The organism is Rhizobium sp. CAU 1783, from assembly GCF_054551725.1.
In genome coordinates, this window is the sequence record NZ_JBTOLM010000002.1 from 1,268,402 (window position 1) to 1,292,174 (window position 23,773).

Below are 23,773 nucleotides of genomic sequence, written 5' to 3' on the forward strand. Positions count from 1 at the left end.
CGCTTGTGTTTTGACAAGGAAGAAGCCGAAGAACCGGGGATCGGCCGAGCGGAGAAAGATAATGAGCGAGATGGAACTGCCCGAACGCGAGAGCATGGAATTCGACGTCGTGATCGTCGGCGCTGGGCCTGCGGGTCTTTCGGCGGCAATCCGGCTGAAACAGGTCAATCCGGACCTGACGGTCGTCGTGCTCGAAAAGGGCTCGGAAGTCGGCGCTCATATCCTGTCGGGTGCCGTCGTCGACCCGATCGGCATCGACAAACTGCTGCCCGACTGGCGCGAGGAAGCCGACCATCCGTTCAATACCGAGGTCACGGACGACCACTTCCTGTTCCTCGGGCCTGCGGGCTCCATCCGCCTGCCGAACGCCTTCATGCCGCCGCTGATGAACAATCACGGCAACTACATCGTCTCGCTCGGCAATGTCTGTCGCTGGCTCGCCACCCATGCCGAAGCGCTGGGCGTCGAGATCTATCCGGGCTTTGCCGCGACCGAAGTGCTCTATAACGACGAAGGCGCCGTCATCGGCGTCGCGACCGGCGACATGGGCATAGAGAAGAATGGCGAGCCGGGCCCGAACTACACCCGCGGCATGGAACTGCTCGGCAAATACGTGCTGATCGGCGAGGGCGTGCGCGGTTCGCTCGCCAAGCAGCTGATCGCCAAGTTCGACCTTCAGAAGGATCGCGAGCCGCAGAAGTTCGGCATCGGCCTCAAGGAACTCTGGCAGGTCAAGCCGGAACACCACAAGCCGGGCCTGGTGCAGCACTCCTTCGGCTGGCCGCTCGACATGAAGACCGGCGGCGGTTCCTTCCTCTACCATCTGGAAGACAACCTCGTCGCCGTCGGCTTCGTTGTCCACCTGAACTACAAGAACCCCTATCTCTTCCCCTTCGAGGAGTTCCAGCGCTTCAAGACCCATCCGGCGATCGCCCAGACCTTCGAGGGCGGCAAGCGTCTCTCCTATGGCGCGCGGGCGATCACCGAGGGCGGCTACCAGTCGGTGCCGAAGCTCTCCTTCCCGGGCGGCGCCCTGATCGGCTGTTCCGCCGGCTTCGTCAACGTGCCGCGCATCAAGGGCAGCCACAATGCCGTGCTGTCGGGCATGCTCGCCGCCGACAAGATCGCCGCCGCGATTGCCGCCGGCCGTGCCAATGACGAGCCTGTCGAGATCGAGAACGAATGGCGCTCCACCGACATCGGCACGGACCTGAAGCGGGTCCGCAACGTCAAGCCGCTGTGGTCGAAGTTCGGCACGGCGATCGGCGTGGCGCTCGGCGGTCTGGACATGTGGACCAACCAGCTGTTCGGCTTCTCGCTGTTCGGCACGCTGAAGCACGGCAAGACCGATGCCGCCTCGCTCCAGCCGGCCGCGAACTTCAAGCCGATCGCCTATCCGAAGCCGGACGGTGTCCTGACCTTCGATCGCCTGTCGTCGGTCTTCCTGTCCAACACCAACCACGAGGAAGACCAGCCGGTCCACCTCAAGGTCAAGGACATGGATCTGCAGAAGCGTTCGGAACTCGGCGTCTTCGCCGGTCCCTCGACCCGCTACTGCCCGGCCGGCGTTTATGAATGGGTGGAGAAGGACGGCGAGCAGGTCTACGTGATCAACGCGCAGAACTGCGTCCACTGCAAGACCTGCGATATCAAGGACCCGAACCAGAACATCAACTGGGTTCCGCCGCAGGGCGCGGAAGGTCCGGTCTATCCCAACATGTGATGGGCCCTGGCCCCGGCCCCTCAATTCAGGTCCGCGGTATCCAAGATTGTATCCCTAAGAGATTTTGCACCTGACGTCCCTGGACGTCAGGTGCAAACGTTTTGGGCTTGTGGCACGGTTTGGCGCCACTGCGAGTTCATGCGCCTTCGTTGATGTATATCAATTTCCGAATATATAGATAAGATAAGTTACAGCTGTCCGACGAGATCGCAGGGCGGTCCGTCGGCATGGCTTAAAACACGAATTCTTGGAGGATTGAGCCGATGTCACTGAAACTGAAGACCTTTGCCACTCTGTCCCTTGCTGCGGCTCTGGTGGCAGGTATTGCTGAAGCGCAGTCGTATGGTTTTGGCGCCGGCCCGGGTTGGGGTCGTGGCGGGATGATGATGAATGGACCCGGACGCGGTCGCTTTCCGATCATCGACGCCGACGAGAATGGCGTCATCAGCGCGGAAGAGGCGGCGTCCGCCGCTGAAGAGGTGTTTGCCGCAATGGACTCGGACGACAACGCCGAGCTGACCAAGGACGAGTACATGGCGGTCCGCATGGGGCCGCAAGAAGGCTGGAACAAGACCCGACAGGCCGCGCGTGAAAAGGAAAAGGGCGACCGTTTCGGCGTGATGGACACCGACAAGAACGACAGCGTGTCCCAGGCCGAATTCATAGCCAATGCCAAGGCACGATTCGAAGCCGCAGACGGCGACAAGGACGGCAAGGTGACGCCCTGGGAATGGCGCAGCCAGCAATGGAATTGATCGGAGGCCCTCTGATCGCAGGCTGGCCGGGCCAAGCTTGTCCGGCCGGCCTCCTGCAGGGGAGGGAGGCGCCATATTCTTGGCGCAAATGCCGCGGCTATCACCAGGTCGCCGTACAGTGTTCCCTGTACCGATCTTTCACAATATCGGCTTGAAAAATCGCGGCTAAGGCGTCAGTTTGCGCCCCACCTGAAAGGTCAGCTGAAAGATCAACGCAATGCAAGCCGAAACACCCCGTCTTCCCTTCGACGTCAAGCCCAATGCCAACCCGCTGCCCGAAGCCGATCGCCTGAAGGCGTTCGAGAATCTAGGCTTCGGAACGCTGTTTTCCGACCACATGTCGGTGATCCGCTGGACCGAGGGCAAGGGCTGGCACTCCGCCGAAGTCACGGCGCGTGCGCCTTTCCCGATCGATCCCGCGGCAAGCGTCCTTCACTACGCCCAGGAAATCTTCGAAGGCATGAAGGCCTACCGCACGGCCGACGGCCGTGCCGTTCTGTTCCGCCCGGAAGAAAACGCCCGCCGCTTCAACGAATCGGCCCGCCGCATGGCCATGCCGGAAATTCCCGAGGGTGATTTCCTTGCCGCAGTCGAGAAGCTGGTCGAGATCGATGCGAAGTGGATTCCGGCCATGGAAGGCGCGAGCCTCTACCTGCGCCCCTTCATGTTCGCCAGCGAGACCTTCCTCGGTGTGCGCCCGTCGAAGGAATACATCTTCTGTGTCATCGCATCGCCGGTCGGCCCCTATTTCAAGGGAGGCGCCAAGCCGGTCAGCATCTGGGTCTCCGAGCACTACACGCGCGCAGCACCGGGCGGCACGGGTGCCGCCAAGTGCGGCGGCAACTATGCGGCAAGCCTGGTCGCTCAGGCCGAGGCCTATGCCAAGGGCTGCGACCAGGTCGTCTTCCTCGATGCGGCCGAGCACAAGTGGGTCGAGGAACTGGGCGGCATGAACGTGTTCTTCGTCATGGAGGACGGTTCGATCACCACGCCGCCGCTCGGCGGCACGATCCTGCCCGGCATCACCCGCAAGTCGCTGATCCAGCTCGCCCGCGACGAAGGCATCACCGTCAACGAGAAGCCCTATTCCTTCGACGACTGGAAGGCTGATGCGGCAAGCGGCAAGCTCAAGGAAGCATTCGCCTGCGGCACCGCGGCCGTCGTCGCCGCGATCGGCACCGTGAAGTTCCCGGAAGGCGAGTTCAAGATTGGCGGCGGCGAGACCGGTCCGCTGACGAACAAGCTTCGCGATGCGCTGGTGTCCATCCAGCGCGGCCAGAGCAACGACCGCCACGGCTGGATCCACGCCATCGACGGCATCTGAGGCGCCTCGCGCTTTTCAGTCTTCAAGTCTGCAAGGCCCGCCCTCAACGCGGGCCTTTCTCTTGGGAGCCCCTCAACTGCGAAGGGCTGGCGCCGGTCAGCCGCCGGACCATCGCGATATAGGCCGAAGGGTTGTTGTAGCCGAGCCGTTGCGACACCGCCCGAACGCTCGCGCCATCCTCCAGAAGGGCGAGCCCCGTCACGAGCTTCAGCCGCAGCCGCCAGTCGTTGAACGACATACCGAGCCGGTCCTGGCAACGCCGGGCGAAGGTGCGCTCCGTGGTGCCCGCCGTCCGCGCCCAGTCCGCCGCCGAGCGTCGGTCGCCGGGATCCACCTCCAGGGCCCTCAGCACCGGCGCGATCATCGGATCGTCTGTCGAAGGCAGGTAATGGGCGAAGCGCGGCGCCGCGCGGATCTGGTCGACGATGACCATGGCGAGCCTCAGATCTGCCTCCGTCTTCGGATGGCGAACGGCGCGAGCGTCGAAATCGGCGAAGATCGCCTTGAGCAGCGGGTTGAGCACGAGCGTGCAGGGCTCGGCCGGCAGGCCGTCGCAGAGCGATGCGGCAATGTAGGCCGAAGCATAGCGGATGTCGTGGCGGTTAACGCCGGTGTGCTCGAAGCCCGGCGGAATCCACACGGCATACTGCGGCGGCGACATGTAGGTGTCTCCGGCGATCTCGAATTCGGCCACGCCCTGCAGCGCGAAGTTCAGTTCGCCCCAGATCTGCCGGCGCGGCGGAAAGACGGTCCCGGCGCGGAAATGCTCGGTGCGCAGGAACACCGGATCGGGCGGCTCCCCATCGACATCGCCATAACGGATCGGCATGACGGCTCCTCGCAATGCATTGTCCGAAATTCGTTATATTGCGAAAATTGGACGTCTGCTAGGGGTGTGCCATCAAGGACGATGCGAGGCGGCGATGGCGAACGGACGGCAGATTGACAGAGCGGCGGGGACCGGATCGGCGGAAATGGCCATGCTGACGCCGGCGTTGCTGGCCCTCCTGACAATGCTCATCTGGGCCGGCAACACCATCGTCACCAAGGCGTCCGCCGGTGTCATCGCGCCGGCCTCGATCGCCTTTTACCGCTGGCTGATCGCCTTCGTCGTGCTCACCCCCTTCGTCGCCCGGTCGGTCTGGCGCCATCGCCAGGAGGCATTGCGCAAGGCGCCGCAGCTCTTCGTGCTGGGCATGCTCGGAATGGTCGTCTACCAGAGCCTCGCCTATGAGGCCGCGAAGACCACGACGGCGGTCAACATGGGCGTACTGGTGGCGCTCATGCCGCTGCTCACCGCGGTCGCCGGCTCGATCTTCGCCAACGAGCAGCTGACGCGGGCGCGGGTGGCCGGCGCGTTTGTCTCGCTTCTCGGCGTCGCCTATCTGGTCACCCGCGGCGATCCCTCGGTCCTGACGGATGGCGGCTTCCATGTCGGTGACGGCTTGATCCTGATCGCTGTCGTCGCCAACACCTTCTATGGTGTTCTCCTGCGCCGCTGGACGATCAGCCTGCCGATGTGGCCGCAATTGTGGTGGCAGATCGGATTCGCGACGCTCGTGCTTCTGCCTCTTTGGCTGGCGAGCGACATCAGCCCGATCACCGCCACGAGCCTGCCGCTGGTGCTTTTCGCAGCGCTACCCACCTCGCTGCTCGCGCCCTATTGCTGGATCCTCGCCGTGCGTGGCCTTGGTGCCGGCCCGAGCGCCCTCTTCATCAACGTGCTGCCGATCATGGTCGCCGTCCTGGCGGTGCCGCTGCTGGGCGAGAACCTGCATTCCTATCATCTGATCGGCGGCGGGCTGACGCTCTTCGGCGTGCTGGTCGGTCTCCGGCCGGCAAGGAAGCGGGACGCCGAAGCGCGTCCCGCCTGAGGTTGAAATTCAGCGAGCCGATTTCCAGGCGACGACCATCAGTCCGCCGATCACCGTGATGTGCTCCATGACGACATGGAACTCGATCGTGCGGAAGGGATCTTCCATGGTCCAGAAGCTGTGGGCGACGGGGATCGTCAGCGCGGTGAAGACGCCAAGCGCGCCTGCGCCGAGCCAGGTGAAGCGATCGAGAATGATGAGGGCGGAGCCTGCCAGCTGAACGATGATCGTGGCGATTGCAAAGGCCGCCGGCGGGTTGAGGCCGAAATGGGTCATTTCGCCGACCGCTGCCGGGAAATCGACGATCTTCGCGATGCCGCTCGCCCAGAACATGTAGGTCAGCAGGATGCGGGCGATGTACCCGAACAACGGCTTGCTGGTCAGTGAGTTTACGATACTGTTCATGAAAATGCTCTCCGGTGAAATAGCCGGGAGTGTGTGGATTCAGGCGTCATTGGCAATGGTCAAATCTTGCCCTTTAGGGCCTTGGCCCCGTCGTTGAAGGAGTTTTCACCAGACATTTTTCGACGGCGGCCCGGCCGGTGGACAATCGACGGTGAATCCTGCTTTCTTGCGCTGCAACCAGAGCAGTCACGGCGAAGGATCAGGCATGCACGACGCCCCGAAGCAGGAATTCCGCGCGCAGACCATCGAACTCTTCTTCGACCTCGTCTTCGTGTTCGTGATCACCCGGCTGACCCATCTGGTGGAACATGTCCACGGCGCCCTCGAGTATCTGCACGCGCTCGCCGTGCTGATGCTCGTCTGGTGGATGTATGGCGGCTTTATCTGGCTCACCAACCACGCCCACACGCCGAAGGCGATGCGGGCCGTGCTGGTGGCTGCCATGGCCGGATTCATGGTGCTCGCCCTGTCGGCACCGGTCGGGGAGGGCGGTGATCCGCTGGTCTTCGGCTTTGCCTATCTCTTCATCGTGATCCTCCATTTCGCGGCCTTTGTCGCGCGCGGCGGCAGGCCCGCTGCCATCGCCATGCTGCGCATCGTTCCCTTCAACATTGCTGCCGCCCTGCTTGTCATCGCGGCCGGTCTGATCGAGGCGGAATGGCGCTGGGTTCTCCTGCTTGCGCCGGCGGCCCTCTATGCGCTTGTCGCGGTGATGAACACCGGCGAGGGCTTTGCCCTCGATCCGGTCCACTTCGTCGAACGCCACGGCCTGCTGCTCATCATCGTGCTCGGCGAGACGATCATCGCGATCGGCACCGGGCTCGCCGATCGCGCGCTGGACGTGGCGACGATCCTGCGCCTTGTTCTCGCCGTCGCGCTGATCGCCGCCTTGTGGTGGAGCTATTTCGACGCCGACGACCAGCGCGCCGAGCACCGGATGCAGGAGGCGGACAATCGCCGCCGCACGCGCATCGCCCTGTTCGGCTATACGATGGGCCATCTCGCCATGGTCGCAGGCCTGATCCTCGTCGCAGCGGGCTTGAAGGCCGCCGTCGCCTATGGCGGTGAAGGCGAGGCCGGTCACGGTGCGGAGTTCCTGCTTCTGCTCGGCGCCGGCGGTTACCTGCTTGCCGATGCCGCCTTCCGCCGGATCAGCACGATCGGTCCGGTGGCGGTCCGTCTGGTGGTCGGGGTGCTCCTGGCCGGGCTTGCCTTTGCCCATCTGCCGCTGCACGGCGCGGGGCTGATCGGTCTGACCCTCGGCGTGCTTGTCGTGCTGCTGGTGATCGAGGGGCTGGTCTTTCCAAGGACGGAGCAGGCCCCGGCGGCATGACCCATCCCCGCCGTCATGGTTAACCGCCTTCCGGTCGGTTTAACCGGGCATTAACCATAAATTCCTTAACCTGCGCCCCGATATTCGCACATTGCTCTGGGGGCACCTGAATGACCATTTCCCGCCGCGGCCTGTTGATCGGCCTGCCGTTGATGCTTGCCGGTTGCCAGTCGATGCCGAGCCAGCAGGCCATGTATGGCGATCGACCGGAAGAACCGCATCCGCTGAAGAAGGTACCGCTCGACAAGATCAAGCCGGAACTGCGCAGGCAGGAAGTCGCCTACGAAACCAGCGAGCCGGCCGGAACCGTGGTCGTCGATACGCCCGCCCGGCGCCTCTACTATGTGCTCGGCGATGGCCGCGCGATGCGCTACGGCGTCGGCGTCGGCCGCAACGGCTATGCGCTGGCTGGCGTTGCCTATGTGGGCCGCAAGGCGGAATGGCCGAGCTGGACCCCGTCGCCCAACATGCTGCGCACCAACCCGGAAAAGAACATGAAATATGCCGGTGGCGTACCCGGTGGCATCAACAATCCGCTCGGTGCCCGCGCCATGTATCTCTACCGCAGCGGCAACGACACCATGTTCCGCATCCACGGCACGAACCAGCCCTGGTCGATCGGCCAGGCCATGTCGTCGGGCTGCGTGCGCATGATGAACCACGATGTCATCGACCTCTACGAACGCGTGAAGGTCGGCAATCGCGTGGTCGTGCTCCAGGCCTGAGCCCGGAGCCTAGGTGAGGGCGCAGTCAGCGGGTCGCACGCCCCGACAGCAGTCCCGTCGATAGAAGCACGCCGGCACCCGTGACGAGCGTGGCGACGATCGTCAGCGTGCCGAGCGGCTCGGCCAGCAGGACGGCACCACCGATTGCCGCCGCAACGGGCGTGACGGCGGTATAGGCGGCGGCCTGCGTGCCGCCGAGGATGCGCACAGCGGAGCCGTAGAGCACGGTGGCGAGCAGGCCCGACAGAAGCCCCTGTGTGACGACCTGCAGGCCGATCTCGGAGACCGGCGCGCTCGCCAGATGTGTGCCGAGAAACGGGATGAGCGCGAGGTTGATCAGTGTCGACCAGGCGCAGATCAGGCCGCCCCCTTCAAAGGCGGAAAGACCGGACTTGCGGAAGGCATGGGTGTAAACCGCCCAGAGCGTCGCGCCGGCGGGCAGGATCGTGTAGCTCACCCAGCTCAATTGCCCTGACGACAGGTTGTCGATCAGCAGAAGTGCCGCGCCAGCGGCGATGGCAACCATGCCGAGACGGCGCATCCGGTCGGGACGTTCGCCCAGGAACAGAATGCCGATGAGTGCCACGGCGAGCGGCATGACGCCGGGCAGCAGGACGCCGGCCGCGGATGCCGGCGTTGCCTTCATGCCGTAGCCGACAAGCTGGAAGAACGGCGCCCCTGACCCGAGCACCATCAGCACCAGTGCCCATTTCGGCGTGTCCTTCGGCCAGAGCCCGACCCGTAGCCAGTAGGGCGAAAGCAGGATGGCCGGAATGCCGTAGCGCAACAGGCTCAGATCGAGCGCCGAGAGGGAGGTCCCGACGCTGTGCCGGGTGGAGATGAGCCAGGCAGCCCAGATCAGAACGACGGAAAGCGCTGACACCGCGCCGATTCCGGCGGAAAGCGGCGGTTTTTCAGTCTGCGTGGTTGTGACGGACATGGCACGGCTCCCGATTGAAGGCAGGTCGATACCGTAGCCCCTTAGGTCGTGGCGTGTCCTTGCCAATTGTGCTTCCAGAACTTAACCTGTTAGCAGAAAATTGCGATTTCTACTCAAAGAGTTCATGATTATGCCAAGTCTTGACAAATTCGACATCGCCATTCTCGAAGCCCTTCAGGATAATGCGCGCGCCACCAATGTAGAGATCGCCGAGCGGGTAAACCTCTCTCCGTCGCCCTGCCTGCGGCGCATCCGGATGCTCGAAGAGGCGGGCTATATCCGGGGCTACCGCGCCGACATCGACCGCCGCACCGTCGGCCTCGAACTGACGGTTTTCGTCGCCTTCAAGGTCGCTCATCATACGCGGGAACACGCCCAGGCCTTCCAGCACGCCTTGCAGGACCTGCCGGAGGTCGTCGCCTGCTACATGATCTCCGGCCATTCCGACTTCATGGCAGAGGTCGTGGTCGAAAACTTGGCAGCCTATGAAGCACTGCTCACCGACCATCTTCTGGTCCTGCCGCACGTCACCGACATCCAGTCCAACTTCGCCATTCGAAGCGTGAAAACGGGCGGACGTTTGAAGCTGCCGAGGGCGAGAGGGTGAGGCAGCGCATGCGCTGCCTCGCTGGGTTCCTCAGAAGCCTTCAAGAACCAGCTTGCCCTTTGTTCGGCCGGATTCGATCAGCGCATGGGCCTTCTTCAGGTTGGCTGCGTTGATCGTGCCGAGCGTTTCGGTGAGCGTCGTGCGGATCCGTCCGGTGTCGACCAGTTCGGCGACGTGGCTCAAGAGCTTGTGCTGGGCGATCATGTCGGCGGTCTGGAAGACCGCGCGGGTGAACATCGATTCCCAGTGGATCGACACCGACTTGCCCTTGAAGGGCATGGCGTCGAAACCGCCCTTGATGTCGTCGATGATGCCGAAGCGCCCCTGCGGTGCGATGATCGCCTGGAGGTCGCCGACATGCAGGTCGCTGCGGGTGATCGAGAAGACGAAGGCCGGGGCGCCGATGCCGAGGGCGGAAAACTGCGGGGCCAGCGCATTGCTGTGGTCGAGCACGTGGTGGGCGCCGAGATCCTTGACCCATTGGCTGGTCTCGGGCCGCGAGGTCGTGGTGATGATCGTCAGGTCGGTGAGCTGGCGGGCGAGCTGGATCGCCATCGAGCCGACACCGCCCGCGCCCCCGGTGACGAGCAGGGCATGGTTCACGCCTGCGACCTTGTCCTCGACCTTGAGCCGGTGGAAGAGCATTTCATAGGCGGTGATCGAGGTCAGCGGAATGGCAGCTGCCTCGGTGAAGCTCAGGCTTTTCGGCTTTGCGGCAACGATCCGCTCGTCGACCAGATGGAACTCGCTGTTGGTGCCCGGCCGGTTGATGACGCCGGCATAGAAGACCTCGTCGCCCGGCTTGAACAGCGTGACGTTCTCGCCGACCGCCTTGACGATGCCGCTGGCATCATAGCCGAGGATGCGATGCTGGCCGGGCTCCGGCTGGGCGGCGCTGCGCACCTTCGTATCGACCGGATTGACCGAAACGGCCTTCACTTCCACCAGCAGGTCGTGGCCCTTCGCTTCCGGCAAGGGAAGCTCGATGTCGATCAGGGAGGTCTCTGCGGTGATGGGTTGAGGGGCGAGATAGCCGACTGCGCGCATGGAATGTCTCCTTTGAAAAGTTTGCACGCCATTCAATTGATACGTATAAACCGATTACGCAAGAATGCACATTTTGTGTCTATAGTGACGGAAAGTGTATGTAGTATCAAAAAGGATACTGTAAATGTCTCGACCCCGCGCGAAACTCACCAACAACTTTCCCGGCTGCCCCGTCGAATCGACGTTGAGCCTGCTCGACGGCAAGTGGAAGGGCGTGATCCTCTTTCATCTGCTGACCGACCGGACGCTACGCTTCAACGAGCTGCGCCGCCGGCTGTCGGCGGTGACGCAGCGCATGCTGACCAAACAGCTGCGCGAGCTCGAAGAGGCGGGGATCGTGTCGCGGACGGTCTTTCCGGTGGTGCCGCCGCGCGTCGACTATGCGCTGACGCCGCTTGGCCTCAGCCTCGAACCGGTCATCAGGGCGCTCGATGCCTGGGGCAAGACGCATGTCGTCTGCAAGAACGGCACGCGCACCATCTCGATGCCGGCGGATGAAACCTCAGCCGAAGGCGAGGCAACGGTGCGCTCAGCGGCCTGAGCTGCGCTTCTCCACGAGAACCGAAACGAGAAAGACCACGAGGCCGAGGGCGGAAAGGGCCGCGCCGACATAACCGGTCGAGCCGTAGCCGTAGCCCTGGCTGATCACCAGTCCGCCGAGCCAGGCGCCGAGCGCATTGGCGATGTTGAAGGCGGAATGGTTGGAGGCAGCCGCGAGCGTCTGCGCGTCCGCTGCCACGTCCATCAGCCGCGTCTGCACGGCCGGGCAGGCGGCAAAGCCGCAACCGGTGAGGAAGACGCAGATGCACAGCATTACCGGATCGGCGGCCGTCAGCGAAAAGACGGTCATCAGGATCACGTTGAAGGCGAGCATGCCGCCGATCGTGCCCTTCAGCGAATAGTCCGCCATGCGGCTGCCGACCACGTTGCCGACATTCATCCCGATGCCGAACAGCGCTAGCACGATCGCCACCATGCCGACCGGCAGGCCGGCGGTGTCGGTGGTGGTCTTGGCGATGTAGCTGAAGATCGAGAACATGCCGCCGAAGCCGACCGCGGCGACGCCGAGCGTCAGCCACACCTGAAGCCGGCCGAAGGCGCCGAGTTCGCGACGGATGCTGGCACCTTCCGCGACCTTGTCCTTCGGCAGGTAGAGCGCGATCAGCACGACGGTGAGCACACCGATTGCCCCGACCATCAGGAAGGCGGCCCGCCAGCTCATCAGCTGGCCGATGAAGGTGGCGACGGGGGTGCCGATTAGCGTTGCGATCGTCAGGCCGAGCATCACGCGCCCGACGGCGCGGGCGCGTCGATAGGGCGGAACCATCGACGCGGCGACGAGCGCGGCCACGCCGAAATAGGCGCCGTGCGGCAGTCCTGTGACGAAGCGCAGCGCGGTGAACGACCAGAAGTCCGGGGCCAGCGCGCTCGTCACGTTGCCGATGGCGAAGACCCCCATCAGCATCAGCAGAAGCGTGCGGCGTGAGAGCTTGGCGGCAAGTACGGCGATGATCGGAGCGCCAATCACCACGCCGAGCGCATAGGCGCTGATGACGCGGCCCGCCTCGGGAACGCTGACGCCGTAGGTGGTCGCGACGTCGGGAAGGAGACCCATGATGACGAACTCGCCGGTCCCGATGCCGAATCCGCCGGCGGCAAGCGCGATCTCGATCAGGATCATCATCAGCGGCGTGAGGGACTGCGCGCCGTTGGCCGGAAGGAATTCTGTCCGGCGATCGGAGGGGAGGGCGCTGCAATCGGTCATGGCATTACCTGTGGCCGGCCGCGTGACGCGACCGCAAGAGGAGTAGACGGGAGACAGTCGATGAGGGAAGCGGAGCGGCGTCGTCCGGCGGATGTCCCTGTGTTGACGTGATTTGACAGTTATCATGTCTTTGTGCGTCGCAGTAAAGAGCATTTGCGCCGCAACTTGAATTTTGCCCGCAATGTGCCGATTTGAGAAGGCGTGGTGAAACCTTGTGCCGAGCGATGCGTTGTAAAGCGCTGGCGGTCCTGGACGCCACCGGACGATCGACGGAACGAGGTGGCGATGAGGCTGAAGGCAGTATTCAATCGGGACGGCGGAACATTCCGGACGGCCGACATGGACGCCTATTGTGCCCAGGCGGAGGAGATCTTCCGTGCCGCCGGCCACGAGGTTGTCTTCGCGATCGTCGCCGGGAAGGATGTTGTCGAGACGCTCGAGAGGACTGCGCGTGATGAAGGCGTCGAGGCTTTGATCGCAGGCGGCGGCGACGGCACGATTTCGGCCGCAGCCGGCATCGCCTGGAAGGCCGGCCTCCCGCTCGGCGTCGTGCCCGCCGGGACGATGAACCTCTTTGCGCGGTCCCTGAAGCTGCCGCTCGACATCCGCGCGGTGTTGCAAGCACTGGCTGAAGGCGAGGTCCGTTCGGTCGACATCGCGACGGCCAACGGCCGGCCCTTCGTGCACCAGTTCTCGGCGGGGCTGCATGCCCGCATGGTCCGCATGCGCAATGCCATGAGCTATGGCTCGCGCTTCGGCAAGATGCGCGCCAGCACGCGCGCCGCGCTCGGCGTGATGCTGCGCCCCTCCCGCTTCGAGGTGATCTTCGACATCGACCACGACGGCCGCAACGAACATCGTGTCGTCTCGGCGATCTCGGTTTCCAACAATCCCTTCGGTGACAATCCGCTGTTCTTCGCCGACGACCTGACGACCGGCAAGCTCGGGGTCTACCTTGCCGACCCGCTGGAGCCGGCCGGCGTGGCAAAACTCGCCTTCGACATCCTTCGCGGCAAGATGAAGGACAACGGGGCCGTGACCGCATCAACCGCCGAGACTGTGCGGCTGCATTTCCCCAAGCGCCGGAGCGGGGCGCTCTGTGTGTTGGACGGGGAGCTTTTGCGCATGCCGCGCGACGTGGAGATCCGCCTGCATCCGCGAGAACTCAAGGTTCTCGTTCCGGCCGGCACTGTCGCTGCCGCCTGAACCGTGGCCCTCAGGCGACGGGGTATATGACGCCCTTGCGGAGGATCATGTTGGCGTAGAGTTTCGGTTCGCTGGTCTGAATGACCGCATGGGCGCTCTTCACGCGTCCGTAGAAATCCTCACCAACCAGGGGGACGACCTTGCGTTCCGGTTCATGGCGGGCGCAGCAGGCGATCATCTGCTGATGGATCGGGTCGAGCCGTCCGGCATCCGCGCCGACGGTCGAACGGAAGATAGCCTCCGGCACGAAATCATCGATCGGCATGACGCTGAGGATTGCGTCGATCACCGCCACGATGCCGTGGCCGTCAAGCCGGATCAGCCGCCGCGCATGCTCCAGCGCCGGATAGTTGCCATCGACGACGGCGATCTCGTCACCATGGCCCATGGCGCGGAGAGCGGCGAGCAGGTCCGGGCTCAGAAGCGGATTAATTCCCTTCAGCATTGTCGATTTCCTTGAACAAGACGGTCTGGTCGATGAGGTAGCGGGCAAAGATCGGCAGGCTTGCGCCGCCGATGGCGCGGGCCTGCGCGCCGACCGCGCCCTCGATGATGTCGGGGAAGACGATACCCTGCAGGTCGAGCTTGCCGATCTCCTCGATCGTCGCGGCCACGAGGCGCGCGCGGACCCAGTCAGGAAATCCGCCGTCGATGATGGCGGCGGAAAAGTCGATGATCGAGCTTGCCGCGACGATGGCCTGGGCAAGCGCAGCGGCACAGTCTCGGATCCAGATCTCCAGCGGCTCGCCGAAGTCGATCCATTGCTCCGCTGCATACCAGAGCGGCTGGGGATCGATCCCGCGCTCGCGCAGCAGCCGTTCGAGCACGAAGATCGAGGCGATCTCGAGCAACTGCTTGGTCTCGCCGTGCTTGTTGCGGACGGGAAGGGGACCAATTGCGCCGGCCGTACCGGTCCTGCCGACGAAGACCGAGGAATTGAGGACGATGCCGCCGCCGATGAAGGAACCGACATAGAAATAGACGAAGTCCGGGTAGCGTCGCCCGACGCCGAACACGAGTTCCGCCCCGCAGGCGCTGGTGGCGTCGTTCTGCAGGTAGACGGGGTAGGAGAGCCGATTTGCGACCTCGGCCTGAAGGTCGAAGCCGCGCCAGGCATCCATGGCGCCGTGCGGGGCGCCGACCTCGCGAGCCCAGTTCCATAGCTCGAACGGTGCGGCGATCCCGACGCCGGCGATGGCGCCGCGCTGTTCGGTGCTCAGCTGGTCCTCCAGTTCCGCGATGCCGTCGACGAGGAAGTCGAGGATTTCCCGCGGATTGGGATAGCGATAGGTCAGGTGCCGGTTGAGCCGGATCGTGCCGACGAAGTCCATCAGCACGAGATCCGCGCTGCGCCGGCCGATCTTCACCCCGAAGGAATAGACGGCGTCCGGATTGAGAGACATCGGCACCGAGGGCTGGCCGACCCTGCCGCGCAGAGGTTCGCCGCGGATCAGCAGTCCGTCTTTTTCCAGCGCGCGCATGATGACCGAGACGGTCTGGGCCGAAAGGCCGGTGAGGCGGGCAATTTCCGCCTTGGAGACACCGCTCTGGCGGCGAACGAGCGAAAGCACCAGGCGCTCGTTATACGCCCTGACCCTGACTTGGTTGGCGCCGCCGGATGTCGCCGGCGGCAGCACGTCCGTCGTGCCGGCGGGATGGTCCGACAATGACATGGCTGCTCCTCCTCAGACGATACGTGAAAGTCCGTATACGTCTCCCCACGCAGAATGTCACAGCGAATTAATAATTCAACTGGATTTATTTATTGACAATGAGAAATCTCTGATGTTCTTAATGGGGTGTGGAGGAATGGCGCCTCGTTGAGGATGCCGACCCGGCGTGGGAGCGCTCGGGACCACGCTCGCGGTCCGGCACGAGCCGGATTGAACGTTATCTTCGGGAGGAAGCACATGAAGAAGTCTCTCTTTGCCGCATCGCTGGCAGCACTCGCAATCGGCACCGTCTTTTCGGCCCCGGCCAGCGCCGCCGACGTATCGGCCTGCCTGATCACCAAGACCGACACCAACCCCTTCTTCGTCAAGATGAAGGAAGGCGCGACCGCCAAGGCCGCCGAACTCGGCGTAACGCTGAAGTCCTATGCCGGTAAGATCGACGGCGACTCGGAAAGCCAGGTAGCCGCCATCGAGACCTGCATCGCTGACGGCGCGAAGGGTATCCTGCTCACCGCTTCCGACACCAAGGGCATCGTTCCGGCGGTCAAGAAGGCCCGTGACGCCGGCATTCTGGTCATCGCTCTCGACACCCCGCTCGAGCCGGTCGATTCCGCCGACATGACGTTTGCCACCGACAACCTGCTCGCCGGCAAGCTGATCGGCCAGTGGGCCGCCGCCACTCTCGGCGACAAGGCCAAGGACGCCAAGGTTGCCTTCCTCGACCTGACGCCGTCGCAGCCGACGGTCGACGTCCTGCGCGACCAGGGTTTCATGATCGGCTTCGGCATCGACCCCAAGGACCCGAACAAGATCGGTGACGAGGACGATGCCCGCATCGTCGGCCACGACGTGACCAACGGCAACGAGGAAGGCGGCCGTACCGCCATGGAAAACCTCCTGCAGAAGGATCCTTCGATCAACGTCGTCCACACCATCAACGAACCGGCTGCCGCCGGCGCCTATGAAGCGCTGAAGGCCGTCGGCAAGGAGAAGGACGTTCTGATCGTTTCCGTCGACGGCGGTTGCCCGGGCGTGCAGAACGTCATCGACGGCGTGATCGGCGCCACGTCGCAGCAGTATCCGCTGCTGATGGCATCGCTCGGCATCGAGGCGATCAAGAAGTTCGCCGACACCGGCGAGAAGCCGAAGGCAACCGAAGGCAAGGACTTCTTCGACACCGGCGTCGCCCTCGTCACCGACAAGCCGGCTGCCGGCGTCGAGTCGATCGACACCAAGGCCGGCAAGGACAAGTGCTGGGGTTGATCCGACCTTAAGCCCGTGATCGCGTCGCTATGCGGCCTCTGAGGAACGTCAGGTCCCTCAAGGTCGAGCGGTCGCGGGCATTTGCGACCGGCCTCTCAGGCGGAGGGCCGGTCGCTCCTTAACCGTCACGCAGAAACACGCGCGAATAGCCAGGGAGGACGGAGCGATGCAGTCTGCAAATCCGATTTCGCAGCCGAGCCAGGAGTTCGAGAAGGTCCTCGTCGACAGTTCGACGCAGGTCGCTTCCTTCGATACCCATGACAAGACGCCCTTGCAGAAGTTCCAGCACTTCCTGCATTCGAGCCCGGCGGCGGTGCCGCTGATCGTGCTCGTGATGTCGGTCATCGTCTTCGGCAGCATTCTCGGCGGGAAGTTCTTCTCTGCCTTTACGCTCACCCTTATCCTCCAGCAGGTCGCGATTGTCGGCATCGTCGGCGCGGCCCAGACGCTGGTGATCCTGACGGCCGGCATCGACCTGTCCGTCGGCGCCATCATGGTCCTGTCCTCGGTGGTAATGGGCCAGTTCACCTTCCGCTACGGTCTTCCCCCGACAGTTGCCGTAATCTGCGGCCTCGCCGTCGGCGCGGCCTGCGGCTTCATCAACGGCCAGCTGGTCGCCCGCATGAAGCTGCCGCCCTTCATCGTCACGCTCGGCATGTGGCAGATCGTGCTCGCGTCGAACTTCCTCTATTCGGCCAACGAAACGATCCGCAGCCAGGACATTTCCGCCAATGCGCCTCTGCTGCAGTTCTTCGGCCAGAACCTTCGCATCGGCAGTGCCGTCTTCACTTACGGCGTCATCGCGATGGTGCTGCTCGTTGCGCTTCTCTGGTACGTACTGAACCGCACCGCCTGGGGCCGCCATGTCTATGCGGTCGGCGACGACCCGGATGCGGCGGAACTTGCCGGCGTCAACGTCAAGCGCATGCTCATCACCGTCTACACGCTGTCCGGCCTCATCTGCGCGCTTGCCGGCTGGGCGCTGATCGGTCGCATCGGCTCGGTATCCCCGACCGCCGGCCAGTTCGCCAACATCGAATCCATCACCGCCGTGGTGATCGGCGGTATCTCGCTCTTCGGCGGCCGTGGCTCCATCCTCGGCATGCTGTTCGGGGCGCTGATCGTCGGCGTCTTCTCGCTCGGCCTGCGCCTCATCGGCACCGATCCGCAATGGACCTACCTGCTGATCGGCGTCCTCATCATCACCGCAGTGGCAATCGACCAGTGGATCAGAAAGGTAGCAGGCTGATGGCTCAGGAACCCATTCTCACCGCACGCGGCCTCGTCAAGCGCTACGGTCGCGTCACCGCCCTCGATAATGCCGACTTCGACCTCTATCCGGGCGAAATCCTCGCCGTCATAGGTGACAACGGTGCCGGCAAGTCCTCGATGATCAAGGCGATCTCCGGCGCCATCACGCCGGACGAGGGGGAGATCCGCCTCGAAGGGCAGCCGGTGCAGTTCCGCTCGCCGATCGAGGCCCGCAAGGCCGGCATCGAGACCGTCTACCAGAACCTCGCGCTCTCGCCCGCTTTGTCGATCGCCGACAACATGTTTCTCGGCCGCGAGCTCCGCAAGCCGGGTATCATGGGCAGCGTGTTCCGGTCGCTCGACCGGACCTCAATGGAGAAATTCTCCCGCGACAAGCTGTCCGAACTCGGCCTGATGACCATTCAGAACATCAACCAGGCGGTGGAAACCCTCTCGGGCGGCCAGCGCCAGGGTGTGGCGGTTGCCCGTGCTGCAGCTTTCGGCTCCAAGGTCATCATCCTCGACGAGCCGACCGCGGCGCTGGGGGTCAAGGAAAGCCGCCGCGTGCTGGAACTGATCCTTGACGTGCGTCGCCGCGGCATCCCGATCGTGCTGATCAGCCACAACATGCCGCATGTCTTCGAGGTCGCCGACCGGATCCACATCCATCGTCTCGGACGACGCCTGTGCGTCATCAATCCGAAGGACTACACGATGTCGGACGCGGTTGCCTTCATGACCGGCGCCAAGGAAGCACCGGGCGAGGCGCTCGCCGCATGACCATGACGGCGAAGGAAATCGCCGAGACGATCCTCTGGCGCGCCGGCTCGGCGCGCCGTTTTCTCGTGGCGATCGCCGGCCCGCCGGGTGCCGGAAAGTCGACGCTCGCCGACACGCTGCGGGATCTTCTGATTGCCGACGGCGAGACTGCGGTCGTCCTGCCGATGGACGGCTTCCACATGGACAACGGCATTCTCGAGGCGCGGGGATTTCTGCCCCGCAAGGGGGCTCCGCAGACCTTCGACGTGCGTGGTTTCGCCGACATACTGCGTGCGGTGAGGGCAGGGGAGGAAGAGGTGCTGGTGCCGGTCTTCGATCGGGATCGCGAGATCGCCATCGCCTCGGCTCGTCCCATCTCCCTGAACGACCGCATCGTGCTGGTCGAGGGGAACTACCTGTTGCTCGATGAGGCGCCGTGGTCGTCGCTCGCCCCGCTCTTCGACTTCACCATCTTCGTCGCACCCTCCTTCGAGGAGCTCGAACGCCGGCTTACCGCGCGCTGGGAGGGCTACAACCTCGATGCGGCCGGGATCGACTGGAAGCTCAATGGCAACGACCTGCCGAACGCCCGGCTGGTGCTTGAAAAGAGCCGAAAGGCCGACATCCGGATCGACGATTTCTGAACCTCGATGCCGGTCCTTCTCCCCGTTCGCAGGGAGAAGGTGCCCGAAAGGCGGATGAGGGGCAGGGTCCTGCCGTCAGATCCGCGGCAGATAGGTCTGGTAGTCGAAATTCGTCACGGTCCTGAGATAGGTGATCGCTTCCTTGCGCTTGGTGTCACCGTAGATCCGCTGGTATTCGGCGCCAAAGATGTCGGCGATGAAGGCCGACTTGCGGAAACGATCGACCGCCGTCAGGAAATCGTAGGTCAGCATGTCCGGATTTTCCGGCGCGCTGTCCGGGGTGGTGACCGGACCCGGATCGAGATCCTCATCAAGACCGAGCAGGATGCCGCCGAGCATGGCCGCGAGCAGAAGATGCGGGTTCGCATCCGCGCCGGCGACACGGTGCTCGACGCGGGCGGCCGGGCCATCGCTGTCCGGGATGCGCACGGCGGTTCCGCGGTTGCCGAACCCCCAGTCGACCTTGTCCGGTGCGAACGAGCCCGGCTGGAAGCGGCGATAGGAGTTGGCAAACGGCGCGAAGATCAGCTGTGCGTCCTGCATGGTCTTCAGCATGCCGGCCGTGATCGACTTCAGCTTGACCGGATCACCGCCCTTGGCGTCGAGGATGTTGTTGCCCTGCCGGTCGATGATGCTGGCATGGACGTGGAGGCCCGAACCGGCATGGTCGGCATAGGGCTTGGCCATGCAGGTGGCCTTGAGGCCGTGGCGGCGGGCGGCGAAATCGACGACGCGCTTGAGGTAGATGCAGTCGTCTGCCGCCGCTATGGCGTTCGGCTTGTGCAGGAGGTTGACCTCGAACTGGCCGGGGCCGAACTCGGCAGTCGTTGCGTCCGCCGGCAGCCCCATCTCGTCGGCGAAACGTCGGACGGTGCCGAGGAAGTCTTCCATCGCCGCCGTTGCGCGCATGTCGTAGAGCTGGAAACCCTCGACCTCACCGTCCATGACGAGTGCCTTCGGCGGCATCGGCTTGCCGGTTTCGCGGAAGTCCGGCTCGACCACGTAGAATTCGAGTTCGGTCGCCACCACGGGCGTCAGGCCGCGTTCCTCGAAACGCTTCAGCACGTTGGCGAGGATGGCGCGCGGGCAGATATAGTGCGGGTTGCCGTCCAGCGTGTGCATCGTGGCGAGCACCTGCTTCGAGCCGGCGGGCCCCCAGGGCAGGGTGGTGAGCGAGGTCTTGTCGGCGACGCAGATGCCGTCCGGATCGCCGAGCGTCAGCGAGATCTTGGTGATGTCGTCGTTGTCGTCGCCCCAGATGTCGAGCGACTGGGTCGAGGCAGGCAGGCGCACCGTGTTCTTCCAGACCTTGTCCTCGGCCTTTATTGGGATCATCTTGCCGCGCAGGTCGCCGTTCATGCCGACGAGCAGGACTTCGATACGCGCGGAGGGATCTGCAGCGTTAAAATTGGCGTCTTGAGACAATTCGGTCATGAAAAATGCTTCTCTTTGGCGATTTGAGGGGCAATTTGGCCGCAGGAAGTACGACTTCGACGCCCTTGCCAAACGCTTTTTGGAAGGTCATGTTCGTAGCCGATAACGTTCCGCCTTTCAATCATGCAAGGGAAGCAGGACGCCGCGGACGGGCTTTTCGGCCTGTGCGTGCACCGGACTGCGGGTTTCTTGCGCAAGGATATATTGTCATGACGAAGACCGCCGCCGCCCTGTCCAATCTCGGTGCCATCGACGCCGCCCACCATTTCCACCCCTTCTCCGACATGAAGAAGCTGAATGCCGACGGCACGAAGATCATCAATCGGGCCGACGGCGTGCACATCTGGGATTCGAACGGCAAGCAGTATCTCGATGCGTTTGCGGGCCTGTGGTGCGTCAATGTCGGCTATGGCCGCCAGTCGATCGCGGATGCGGCCTATGCACAGATGCAGGAACTGCCCTACTACAACACCTTCTTCGGCACGACGACCCCGCCGACCACGCTGCTCGCCCAGAAGATCGCCAGCCACACCGGCGGCAAGCTCAACCACGTCTTCTTCACCAATTCGGGTTCGGAGGCTTCCGACACCTGGTTCCGCATGGCGCGCGTCTACTGGAAGGCACTCGGCCACGAGACCAAGACCCAGGTGATCGCCCGCAAGAACGCCTATCACGGCTCGACCGTCGCTGGTGCCTCGCTCGGCGGCATGAAGTGGATGCACGAACAGGGCAACCTGCCGATCCCTGGCATCCACCATATCGGCCAGCCCTACTGGTACGGCGAGGGCGGCGACCTGACCCCGGAAGCCTTCGGCCTGAAGGTTGCCCAGGAGCTCGAGGCGAAGATCCTCGAACTCGGCGAGGAAAATGTCGCGGCCTTCGTCGCCGAGCCGATCCAGGGTGCCGGCGGCGTCATCGTTCCGCCCTCGACCTACTGGCCGGAAATCAAGCGAATCGCCGCCAAGTACAAGATCCTGCTGGTCGCCGACGAAGTCATCTGCGGCTTCGGCCGCCTCGGCACCTGGTTCGGCCATCAGTATTATGACTTCGAGCCGGATCTCGCGCCGATCGCCAAGGGCCTGTCCTCCGGCTACCTGCCGATCGGCGGCGTTCTGATGTCCGAGCGCGTGGCCAAGGTCATGATCGAGGAGCTCGGCGACTTCTATCACGGTTACACATATTCCGGTCATCCGGTTTCGGCCGCCGCCGCCATCGAGAACCTCCGCATCATCGAGGAAGAAGGTCTCGTCGAGCGCGTTCGTGACGACATTGGCCCTTACCTCGCCAAGGCGCTCGCCTCGCTCGCCGATCACGACCTCGTCGGCGAAGCCGTCAGCGTCGGCCTCATGGGCGCCGTACAGATCGCCGCCGACAAGGCGACCCGCCGCCGCTTCGCCAAGCCGGACGAAGTCGGCACGCTGGTGCGCAACCAGTGCGTCGGAAACGGCGTCATCCTGCGCGCCACCGGCGACCGCATGCTCTTCTCTCCGCCGATGATCATCTCCCATGCCGAGGTCGACCAAGCCGTCGATACCCTGCGCAAGGGCCTCGACTGGCTGAAGGACAATCACAAGGAATAGGCTGCCGGTCCATCAGCCCGAGCAAGCGTCCTTGTCCCTCACCCTGACACGACCGGGGTCGAGCCGCTTGTCTCGACCCGTCCTTCGGACCCCCGCAAGCGGGGCGAGGGGACGCAGGATGTGCCGAAGGCGCAAATCGCAACGTTTGGGACAGGCGAAGATGGTGCGACGGATCCCTTCTCCCCGTTTACGGGGAGAGGGTGCCGGCAGGCGGATGAGGGGCAGCGAAGACTGGTCCTGTGAAAGTCTATTGAGACCTCACGGCATCAGTTGCCCGCCGTTGACGTCGATGGTCTGGCCGGTGATGTATCCCGACAGCATGTCGGAGGCGAGGAACAGATAGGCGCCGACGCAATCCTCTGGCGTGCCGGTGCGCTTGAGCGGCACACTGGCCGAAATCTGATCGAGCTGGCCCGGCAGGGCATAGCGGTCCTGGAAGGGCGTTGCGATGACGCCCGGCGCCACTGCATTGACCCGGATGCCATGCTTGCCGAATTCGAGCGCCATGCCCTTGGTGACGGCCGCGACGAAGGCTTTCGACGATCCGTAGAGGCCCGATCCGGCCGTGCCGCCGGTGCGTGCGGCCACCGATGTCGTGTTGATGATGAACCCGCCGTGTTGTTTCAGGTGGGGAAGGGCGGCGCGGCCGGCTGCGACCACGGACCGGCCGTTGACGTCCATGACCCTATCGTAGTGTTCGTCCGTCATGTCCTCGTAGAGCACGCGGGCGATCATGCTCCCGGCATTGTTGACGAGGCCGTCGAGGCGTCCGAAGGTTGACGCGACCGTGTCGACGGCCACTGCCAGAGCGTTCGAGTCGGCCGCATCCGCCTGGACGGTCAAGACCTTTCCCCCGGCTTCGGTGATGTCGCGGGCGATCTCGGCGGCCGCATCCGCCCCGGAATTGTAGTGAAGCCCGACAAGGGCCCCCTGCGCGGCAAAGGCGCGGGCGAGTGCCGCACCGATCCCGCTCGATGCGCCGGTGATGAGCACGGCCTTGCCGGCGAGATCGGGAATGGTCAGGGTGTTCGCCATGCGTGTCCTCCTTCACTGCGGGCTGCACAATTGACGCCGATCGGCAGGACTTTTCAAGCGCCGATCAAGGGCGCCGAAATGAGGCCGCCGGCCCGATCTTTGCGGGCCGGCCAGCGTTGTTGTCTGCCTAGTCGCGTCGGGTCAAGCAGCGTCCCACGCGAAGGGCAGGGGCGCCTCGCGGAAGGCGAACCGGTCGAGATGGCTCGCAACCACGCCCTTCATGCGTTCCAGCACTTCGTCCGAGACCGCATCGATCTCCACGGTGAGCGCCTTGTCGTCGGCGCTCATCGTCGCCACCGCTTCGGCAAAGCGCACCGTGCCGGTGTGCTCGCCCAGTTCGACCTCCAGCTTGTGGCTCCAGTGCTTGCAGAGTTGCTGCACGTATTTCCATCCGTTTTCGGTCGGCACCACCGCGATCCTCCTCGCCATG

The 23,773-nt window shown here is 64.0% G+C and carries 24 protein-coding genes; 14 read left to right on the forward strand and 10 right to left on the reverse strand.

Features of this window, described 5'->3' with window-relative positions; genetic code table 11:
- The first annotated feature begins 61 nt into the window (after positions 1–61).
- The 3 genes from ACX93L_RS12990 (at position 62) to ACX93L_RS13000 (ending at position 3,802) form a co-directional block, all read left to right on the forward strand.
- A complete protein-coding gene (locus ACX93L_RS12990) occupies positions 62–1,723 on the forward strand; it encodes an electron transfer flavoprotein-ubiquinone oxidoreductase (protein ID WP_459405217.1) in 1,662 nt (553 codons plus the stop codon).
- A 263-nt stretch (positions 1,724–1,986) separates the two neighbouring features.
- Positions 1,987–2,478 (forward strand): EF-hand domain-containing protein, encoded by a 492-nt coding sequence (locus tag ACX93L_RS12995; RefSeq protein ID WP_459405218.1) that lies wholly within the window; start codon positions 1,987–1,989, stop codon positions 2,476–2,478.
- Between the two features lie 217 nt (positions 2,479–2,695).
- On the forward strand, positions 2,696–3,802 hold the full coding sequence (locus ACX93L_RS13000) for a branched-chain amino acid aminotransferase (RefSeq protein ID WP_459405219.1): 1,107 nt from the start codon (positions 2,696–2,698) through the stop codon (positions 3,800–3,802).
- Between the two features lie 43 nt (positions 3,803–3,845).
- On the opposite strand, the gene ACX93L_RS13005 is transcribed toward ACX93L_RS13000, so the two are convergent.
- Entirely contained in the window at positions 3,846–4,631 is a 786-nt protein-coding gene (locus ACX93L_RS13005; protein WP_459405220.1) for an AraC family transcriptional regulator, read from the reverse strand.
- Between the two features lie 145 nt (positions 4,632–4,776).
- Between ACX93L_RS13005 and ACX93L_RS13010 the strand changes: the two genes are divergently transcribed.
- The gene (locus ACX93L_RS13010; protein WP_169589356.1) at positions 4,777–5,676 is read left to right on the forward strand and encodes a DMT family transporter; all 900 of its coding nucleotides are present in this window, start codon (positions 4,777–4,779) and stop codon (positions 5,674–5,676) included.
- Between the two features lie 9 nt (positions 5,677–5,685).
- On the opposite strand, the gene ACX93L_RS13015 is transcribed toward ACX93L_RS13010, so the two are convergent.
- Positions 5,686–6,081: a DoxX family protein gene (locus tag ACX93L_RS13015; RefSeq protein WP_459405221.1), complete on the reverse strand. Its 396-nt coding sequence runs from the start codon at positions 6,079–6,081 to the stop codon at positions 5,686–5,688.
- Between the two features lie 205 nt (positions 6,082–6,286).
- On the opposite strand from ACX93L_RS13015, the gene ACX93L_RS13020 reads away from it, so the two are divergent.
- On the forward strand, positions 6,287–7,414 hold the full coding sequence (locus ACX93L_RS13020; RefSeq protein WP_459405222.1) for a low temperature requirement protein A: 1,128 nt from the start codon (positions 6,287–6,289) through the stop codon (positions 7,412–7,414).
- 110 nt (positions 7,415–7,524) lie between these two features.
- Entirely contained in the window at positions 7,525–8,139 is a 615-nt protein-coding gene (locus tag ACX93L_RS13025) for a L,D-transpeptidase (protein WP_169589349.1), read from the forward strand.
- Positions 8,140–8,164: 25 nt separating this feature from the next.
- Here the strand turns inward: ACX93L_RS13025 and ACX93L_RS13030 are convergent, their stop codons facing one another.
- The gene (locus tag ACX93L_RS13030; protein ID WP_459405223.1) at positions 8,165–9,079 is read right to left on the reverse strand and encodes a DMT family transporter; all 915 of its coding nucleotides are present in this window, start codon (positions 9,077–9,079) and stop codon (positions 8,165–8,167) included.
- A gap of 130 nt (positions 9,080–9,209) precedes the next feature.
- Between ACX93L_RS13030 and ACX93L_RS13035 the strand changes: the two genes are divergently transcribed.
- A complete protein-coding gene (locus ACX93L_RS13035) occupies positions 9,210–9,686 on the forward strand; it encodes an Lrp/AsnC family transcriptional regulator (protein ID WP_459405224.1) in 477 nt (158 codons plus the stop codon).
- Positions 9,687–9,716: 30 nt separating this feature from the next.
- Here ACX93L_RS13035 and ACX93L_RS13040 read toward each other — a convergent pair whose 3' ends face one another.
- Entirely contained in the window at positions 9,717–10,733 is a 1,017-nt protein-coding gene (locus ACX93L_RS13040) for a zinc-binding alcohol dehydrogenase family protein (RefSeq protein ID WP_459405225.1), read from the reverse strand.
- Between the two features lie 124 nt (positions 10,734–10,857).
- Here ACX93L_RS13040 and ACX93L_RS13045 point away from each other — a divergent pair, with 124 nt between their 5' ends.
- On the forward strand, positions 10,858–11,274 hold the full coding sequence (locus ACX93L_RS13045; RefSeq protein ID WP_459405226.1) for a winged helix-turn-helix transcriptional regulator: 417 nt from the start codon (positions 10,858–10,860) through the stop codon (positions 11,272–11,274).
- Here ACX93L_RS13045 and ACX93L_RS13050 read toward each other — a convergent pair.
- The gene (locus ACX93L_RS13050; protein ID WP_459405227.1) at positions 11,263–12,498 is read right to left on the reverse strand and encodes an MFS transporter; all 1,236 of its coding nucleotides are present in this window, start codon (positions 12,496–12,498) and stop codon (positions 11,263–11,265) included. The two genes, ACX93L_RS13045 and ACX93L_RS13050, sit on opposite strands and share 12 nt — an antisense overlap.
- 285 nt (positions 12,499–12,783) lie before the next feature.
- On the opposite strand from ACX93L_RS13050, the gene ACX93L_RS13055 reads away from it, so the two are divergent.
- Positions 12,784–13,704 (forward strand): diacylglycerol/lipid kinase family protein, encoded by a 921-nt coding sequence (locus ACX93L_RS13055; protein ID WP_459405228.1) that lies wholly within the window; start codon positions 12,784–12,786, stop codon positions 13,702–13,704.
- 10 nt (positions 13,705–13,714) lie between these two features.
- Here ACX93L_RS13055 and ACX93L_RS13060 read toward each other — a convergent pair whose 3' ends face one another.
- Positions 13,715–14,149 (reverse strand): RbsD/FucU family protein, encoded by a 435-nt coding sequence (locus ACX93L_RS13060; protein WP_459405229.1) that lies wholly within the window; start codon positions 14,147–14,149, stop codon positions 13,715–13,717.
- Positions 14,133–15,377 (reverse strand): ROK family transcriptional regulator, encoded by a 1,245-nt coding sequence (locus ACX93L_RS13065; protein WP_459405230.1) that lies wholly within the window; start codon positions 15,375–15,377, stop codon positions 14,133–14,135. The genes ACX93L_RS13060 and ACX93L_RS13065 overlap by 17 nt, the downstream gene beginning before the upstream one ends.
- A gap of 237 nt (positions 15,378–15,614) precedes the next feature.
- Here ACX93L_RS13065 and ACX93L_RS13070 point away from each other — a divergent pair, with 237 nt between their 5' ends.
- From ACX93L_RS13070 to ACX93L_RS13085, 4 genes are all read left to right on the forward strand, one after another.
- Positions 15,615–16,640 (forward strand): sugar ABC transporter substrate-binding protein, encoded by a 1,026-nt coding sequence (locus tag ACX93L_RS13070; protein ID WP_169589328.1) that lies wholly within the window; start codon positions 15,615–15,617, stop codon positions 16,638–16,640.
- A 166-nt stretch (positions 16,641–16,806) separates the two neighbouring features.
- A complete protein-coding gene (locus ACX93L_RS13075) occupies positions 16,807–17,889 on the forward strand; it encodes an ABC transporter permease (RefSeq protein ID WP_459405231.1) in 1,083 nt (360 codons plus the stop codon).
- The gene (locus tag ACX93L_RS13080) at positions 17,889–18,671 is read left to right on the forward strand and encodes an ATP-binding cassette domain-containing protein (RefSeq protein WP_459405232.1); all 783 of its coding nucleotides are present in this window, start codon (positions 17,889–17,891) and stop codon (positions 18,669–18,671) included. The genes ACX93L_RS13075 and ACX93L_RS13080 overlap by 1 nt, the downstream gene beginning before the upstream one ends.
- Positions 18,668–19,294: a nucleoside triphosphate hydrolase gene (locus ACX93L_RS13085; RefSeq protein ID WP_459405233.1), complete on the forward strand. Its 627-nt coding sequence runs from the start codon at positions 18,668–18,670 to the stop codon at positions 19,292–19,294. Before ACX93L_RS13080 ends, ACX93L_RS13085 begins: the two co-directional genes overlap by 4 nt.
- A 75-nt stretch (positions 19,295–19,369) precedes the next feature.
- Here ACX93L_RS13085 and ACX93L_RS13090 read toward each other — a convergent pair whose 3' ends face one another.
- Positions 19,370–20,728 (reverse strand): glutamine synthetase family protein, encoded by a 1,359-nt coding sequence (locus ACX93L_RS13090; protein WP_459405234.1) that lies wholly within the window; start codon positions 20,726–20,728, stop codon positions 19,370–19,372.
- A gap of 209 nt (positions 20,729–20,937) precedes the next feature.
- On the opposite strand from ACX93L_RS13090, the gene ACX93L_RS13095 reads away from it, so the two are divergent.
- Positions 20,938–22,308, forward strand: coding sequence for an aspartate aminotransferase family protein (locus tag ACX93L_RS13095; RefSeq protein WP_459405235.1), 1,371 nt, complete (start codon positions 20,938–20,940; stop codon positions 22,306–22,308).
- A gap of 258 nt (positions 22,309–22,566) precedes the next feature.
- Here the strand turns inward: ACX93L_RS13095 and ACX93L_RS13100 are convergent, their stop codons facing one another.
- Positions 22,567–23,343: an SDR family NAD(P)-dependent oxidoreductase gene (locus ACX93L_RS13100; RefSeq protein ID WP_459405236.1), complete on the reverse strand. Its 777-nt coding sequence runs from the start codon at positions 23,341–23,343 to the stop codon at positions 22,567–22,569.
- A gap of 141 nt (positions 23,344–23,484) precedes the next feature.
- Positions 23,485–23,772, reverse strand: coding sequence for a DUF2218 domain-containing protein (locus tag ACX93L_RS13105; RefSeq protein ID WP_459405237.1), 288 nt, complete (start codon positions 23,770–23,772; stop codon positions 23,485–23,487).
- Position 23,773 lies beyond the last annotated feature (1 nt).

Bases quoted from the DNA above. Each gene is read 5' to 3' on its own strand.
- ACX93L_RS12990 (WP_459405217.1), top strand. From the start codon at position 62: ATGAGCGAGATGGAACTGCCCGAACGCGAGAGCATGGAATTCGACGTC.
- ACX93L_RS12995 (WP_459405218.1), top strand. From the start codon at position 1,987: ATGTCACTGAAACTGAAGACCTTTGCCACTCTGTCCCTTGCTGCGGCT.
- ACX93L_RS13000 (WP_459405219.1), top strand. From the start codon at position 2,696: ATGCAAGCCGAAACACCCCGTCTTCCCTTCGACGTCAAGCCCAATGCC.
- ACX93L_RS13005 (WP_459405220.1), bottom strand. From the start codon at position 4,631: ATGCCGATCCGTTATGGCGATGTCGATGGGGAGCCGCCCGATCCGGTG.
- ACX93L_RS13010 (WP_169589356.1), top strand. From the start codon at position 4,777: ATGGCCATGCTGACGCCGGCGTTGCTGGCCCTCCTGACAATGCTCATC.
- ACX93L_RS13015 (WP_459405221.1), bottom strand. From the start codon at position 6,081: ATGAACAGTATCGTAAACTCACTGACCAGCAAGCCGTTGTTCGGGTAC.
- ACX93L_RS13020 (WP_459405222.1), top strand. From the start codon at position 6,287: ATGCACGACGCCCCGAAGCAGGAATTCCGCGCGCAGACCATCGAACTC.
- ACX93L_RS13025 (WP_169589349.1), top strand. From the start codon at position 7,525: ATGACCATTTCCCGCCGCGGCCTGTTGATCGGCCTGCCGTTGATGCTT.
- ACX93L_RS13030 (WP_459405223.1), bottom strand. From the start codon at position 9,079: ATGTCCGTCACAACCACGCAGACTGAAAAACCGCCGCTTTCCGCCGGA.
- ACX93L_RS13035 (WP_459405224.1), top strand. From the start codon at position 9,210: ATGCCAAGTCTTGACAAATTCGACATCGCCATTCTCGAAGCCCTTCAG.
- ACX93L_RS13040 (WP_459405225.1), bottom strand. From the start codon at position 10,733: ATGCGCGCAGTCGGCTATCTCGCCCCTCAACCCATCACCGCAGAGACC.
- ACX93L_RS13045 (WP_459405226.1), top strand. From the start codon at position 10,858: ATGTCTCGACCCCGCGCGAAACTCACCAACAACTTTCCCGGCTGCCCC.
- ACX93L_RS13050 (WP_459405227.1), bottom strand. From the start codon at position 12,498: ATGACCGATTGCAGCGCCCTCCCCTCCGATCGCCGGACAGAATTCCTT.
- ACX93L_RS13055 (WP_459405228.1), top strand. From the start codon at position 12,784: ATGAGGCTGAAGGCAGTATTCAATCGGGACGGCGGAACATTCCGGACG.
- ACX93L_RS13060 (WP_459405229.1), bottom strand. From the start codon at position 14,149: ATGCTGAAGGGAATTAATCCGCTTCTGAGCCCGGACCTGCTCGCCGCT.
- ACX93L_RS13065 (WP_459405230.1), bottom strand. From the start codon at position 15,377: ATGTCATTGTCGGACCATCCCGCCGGCACGACGGACGTGCTGCCGCCG.
- ACX93L_RS13070 (WP_169589328.1), top strand. From the start codon at position 15,615: ATGAAGAAGTCTCTCTTTGCCGCATCGCTGGCAGCACTCGCAATCGGC.
- ACX93L_RS13075 (WP_459405231.1), top strand. From the start codon at position 16,807: ATGCAGTCTGCAAATCCGATTTCGCAGCCGAGCCAGGAGTTCGAGAAG.
- ACX93L_RS13080 (WP_459405232.1), top strand. From the start codon at position 17,889: ATGGCTCAGGAACCCATTCTCACCGCACGCGGCCTCGTCAAGCGCTAC.
- ACX93L_RS13085 (WP_459405233.1), top strand. From the start codon at position 18,668: ATGACCATGACGGCGAAGGAAATCGCCGAGACGATCCTCTGGCGCGCC.
- ACX93L_RS13090 (WP_459405234.1), bottom strand. From the start codon at position 20,728: ATGACCGAATTGTCTCAAGACGCCAATTTTAACGCTGCAGATCCCTCC.
- ACX93L_RS13095 (WP_459405235.1), top strand. From the start codon at position 20,938: ATGACGAAGACCGCCGCCGCCCTGTCCAATCTCGGTGCCATCGACGCC.
- ACX93L_RS13100 (WP_459405236.1), bottom strand. From the start codon at position 23,343: ATGGCGAACACCCTGACCATTCCCGATCTCGCCGGCAAGGCCGTGCTC.
- ACX93L_RS13105 (WP_459405237.1), bottom strand. From the start codon at position 23,772: ATGGCGAGGAGGATCGCGGTGGTGCCGACCGAAAACGGATGGAAATAC.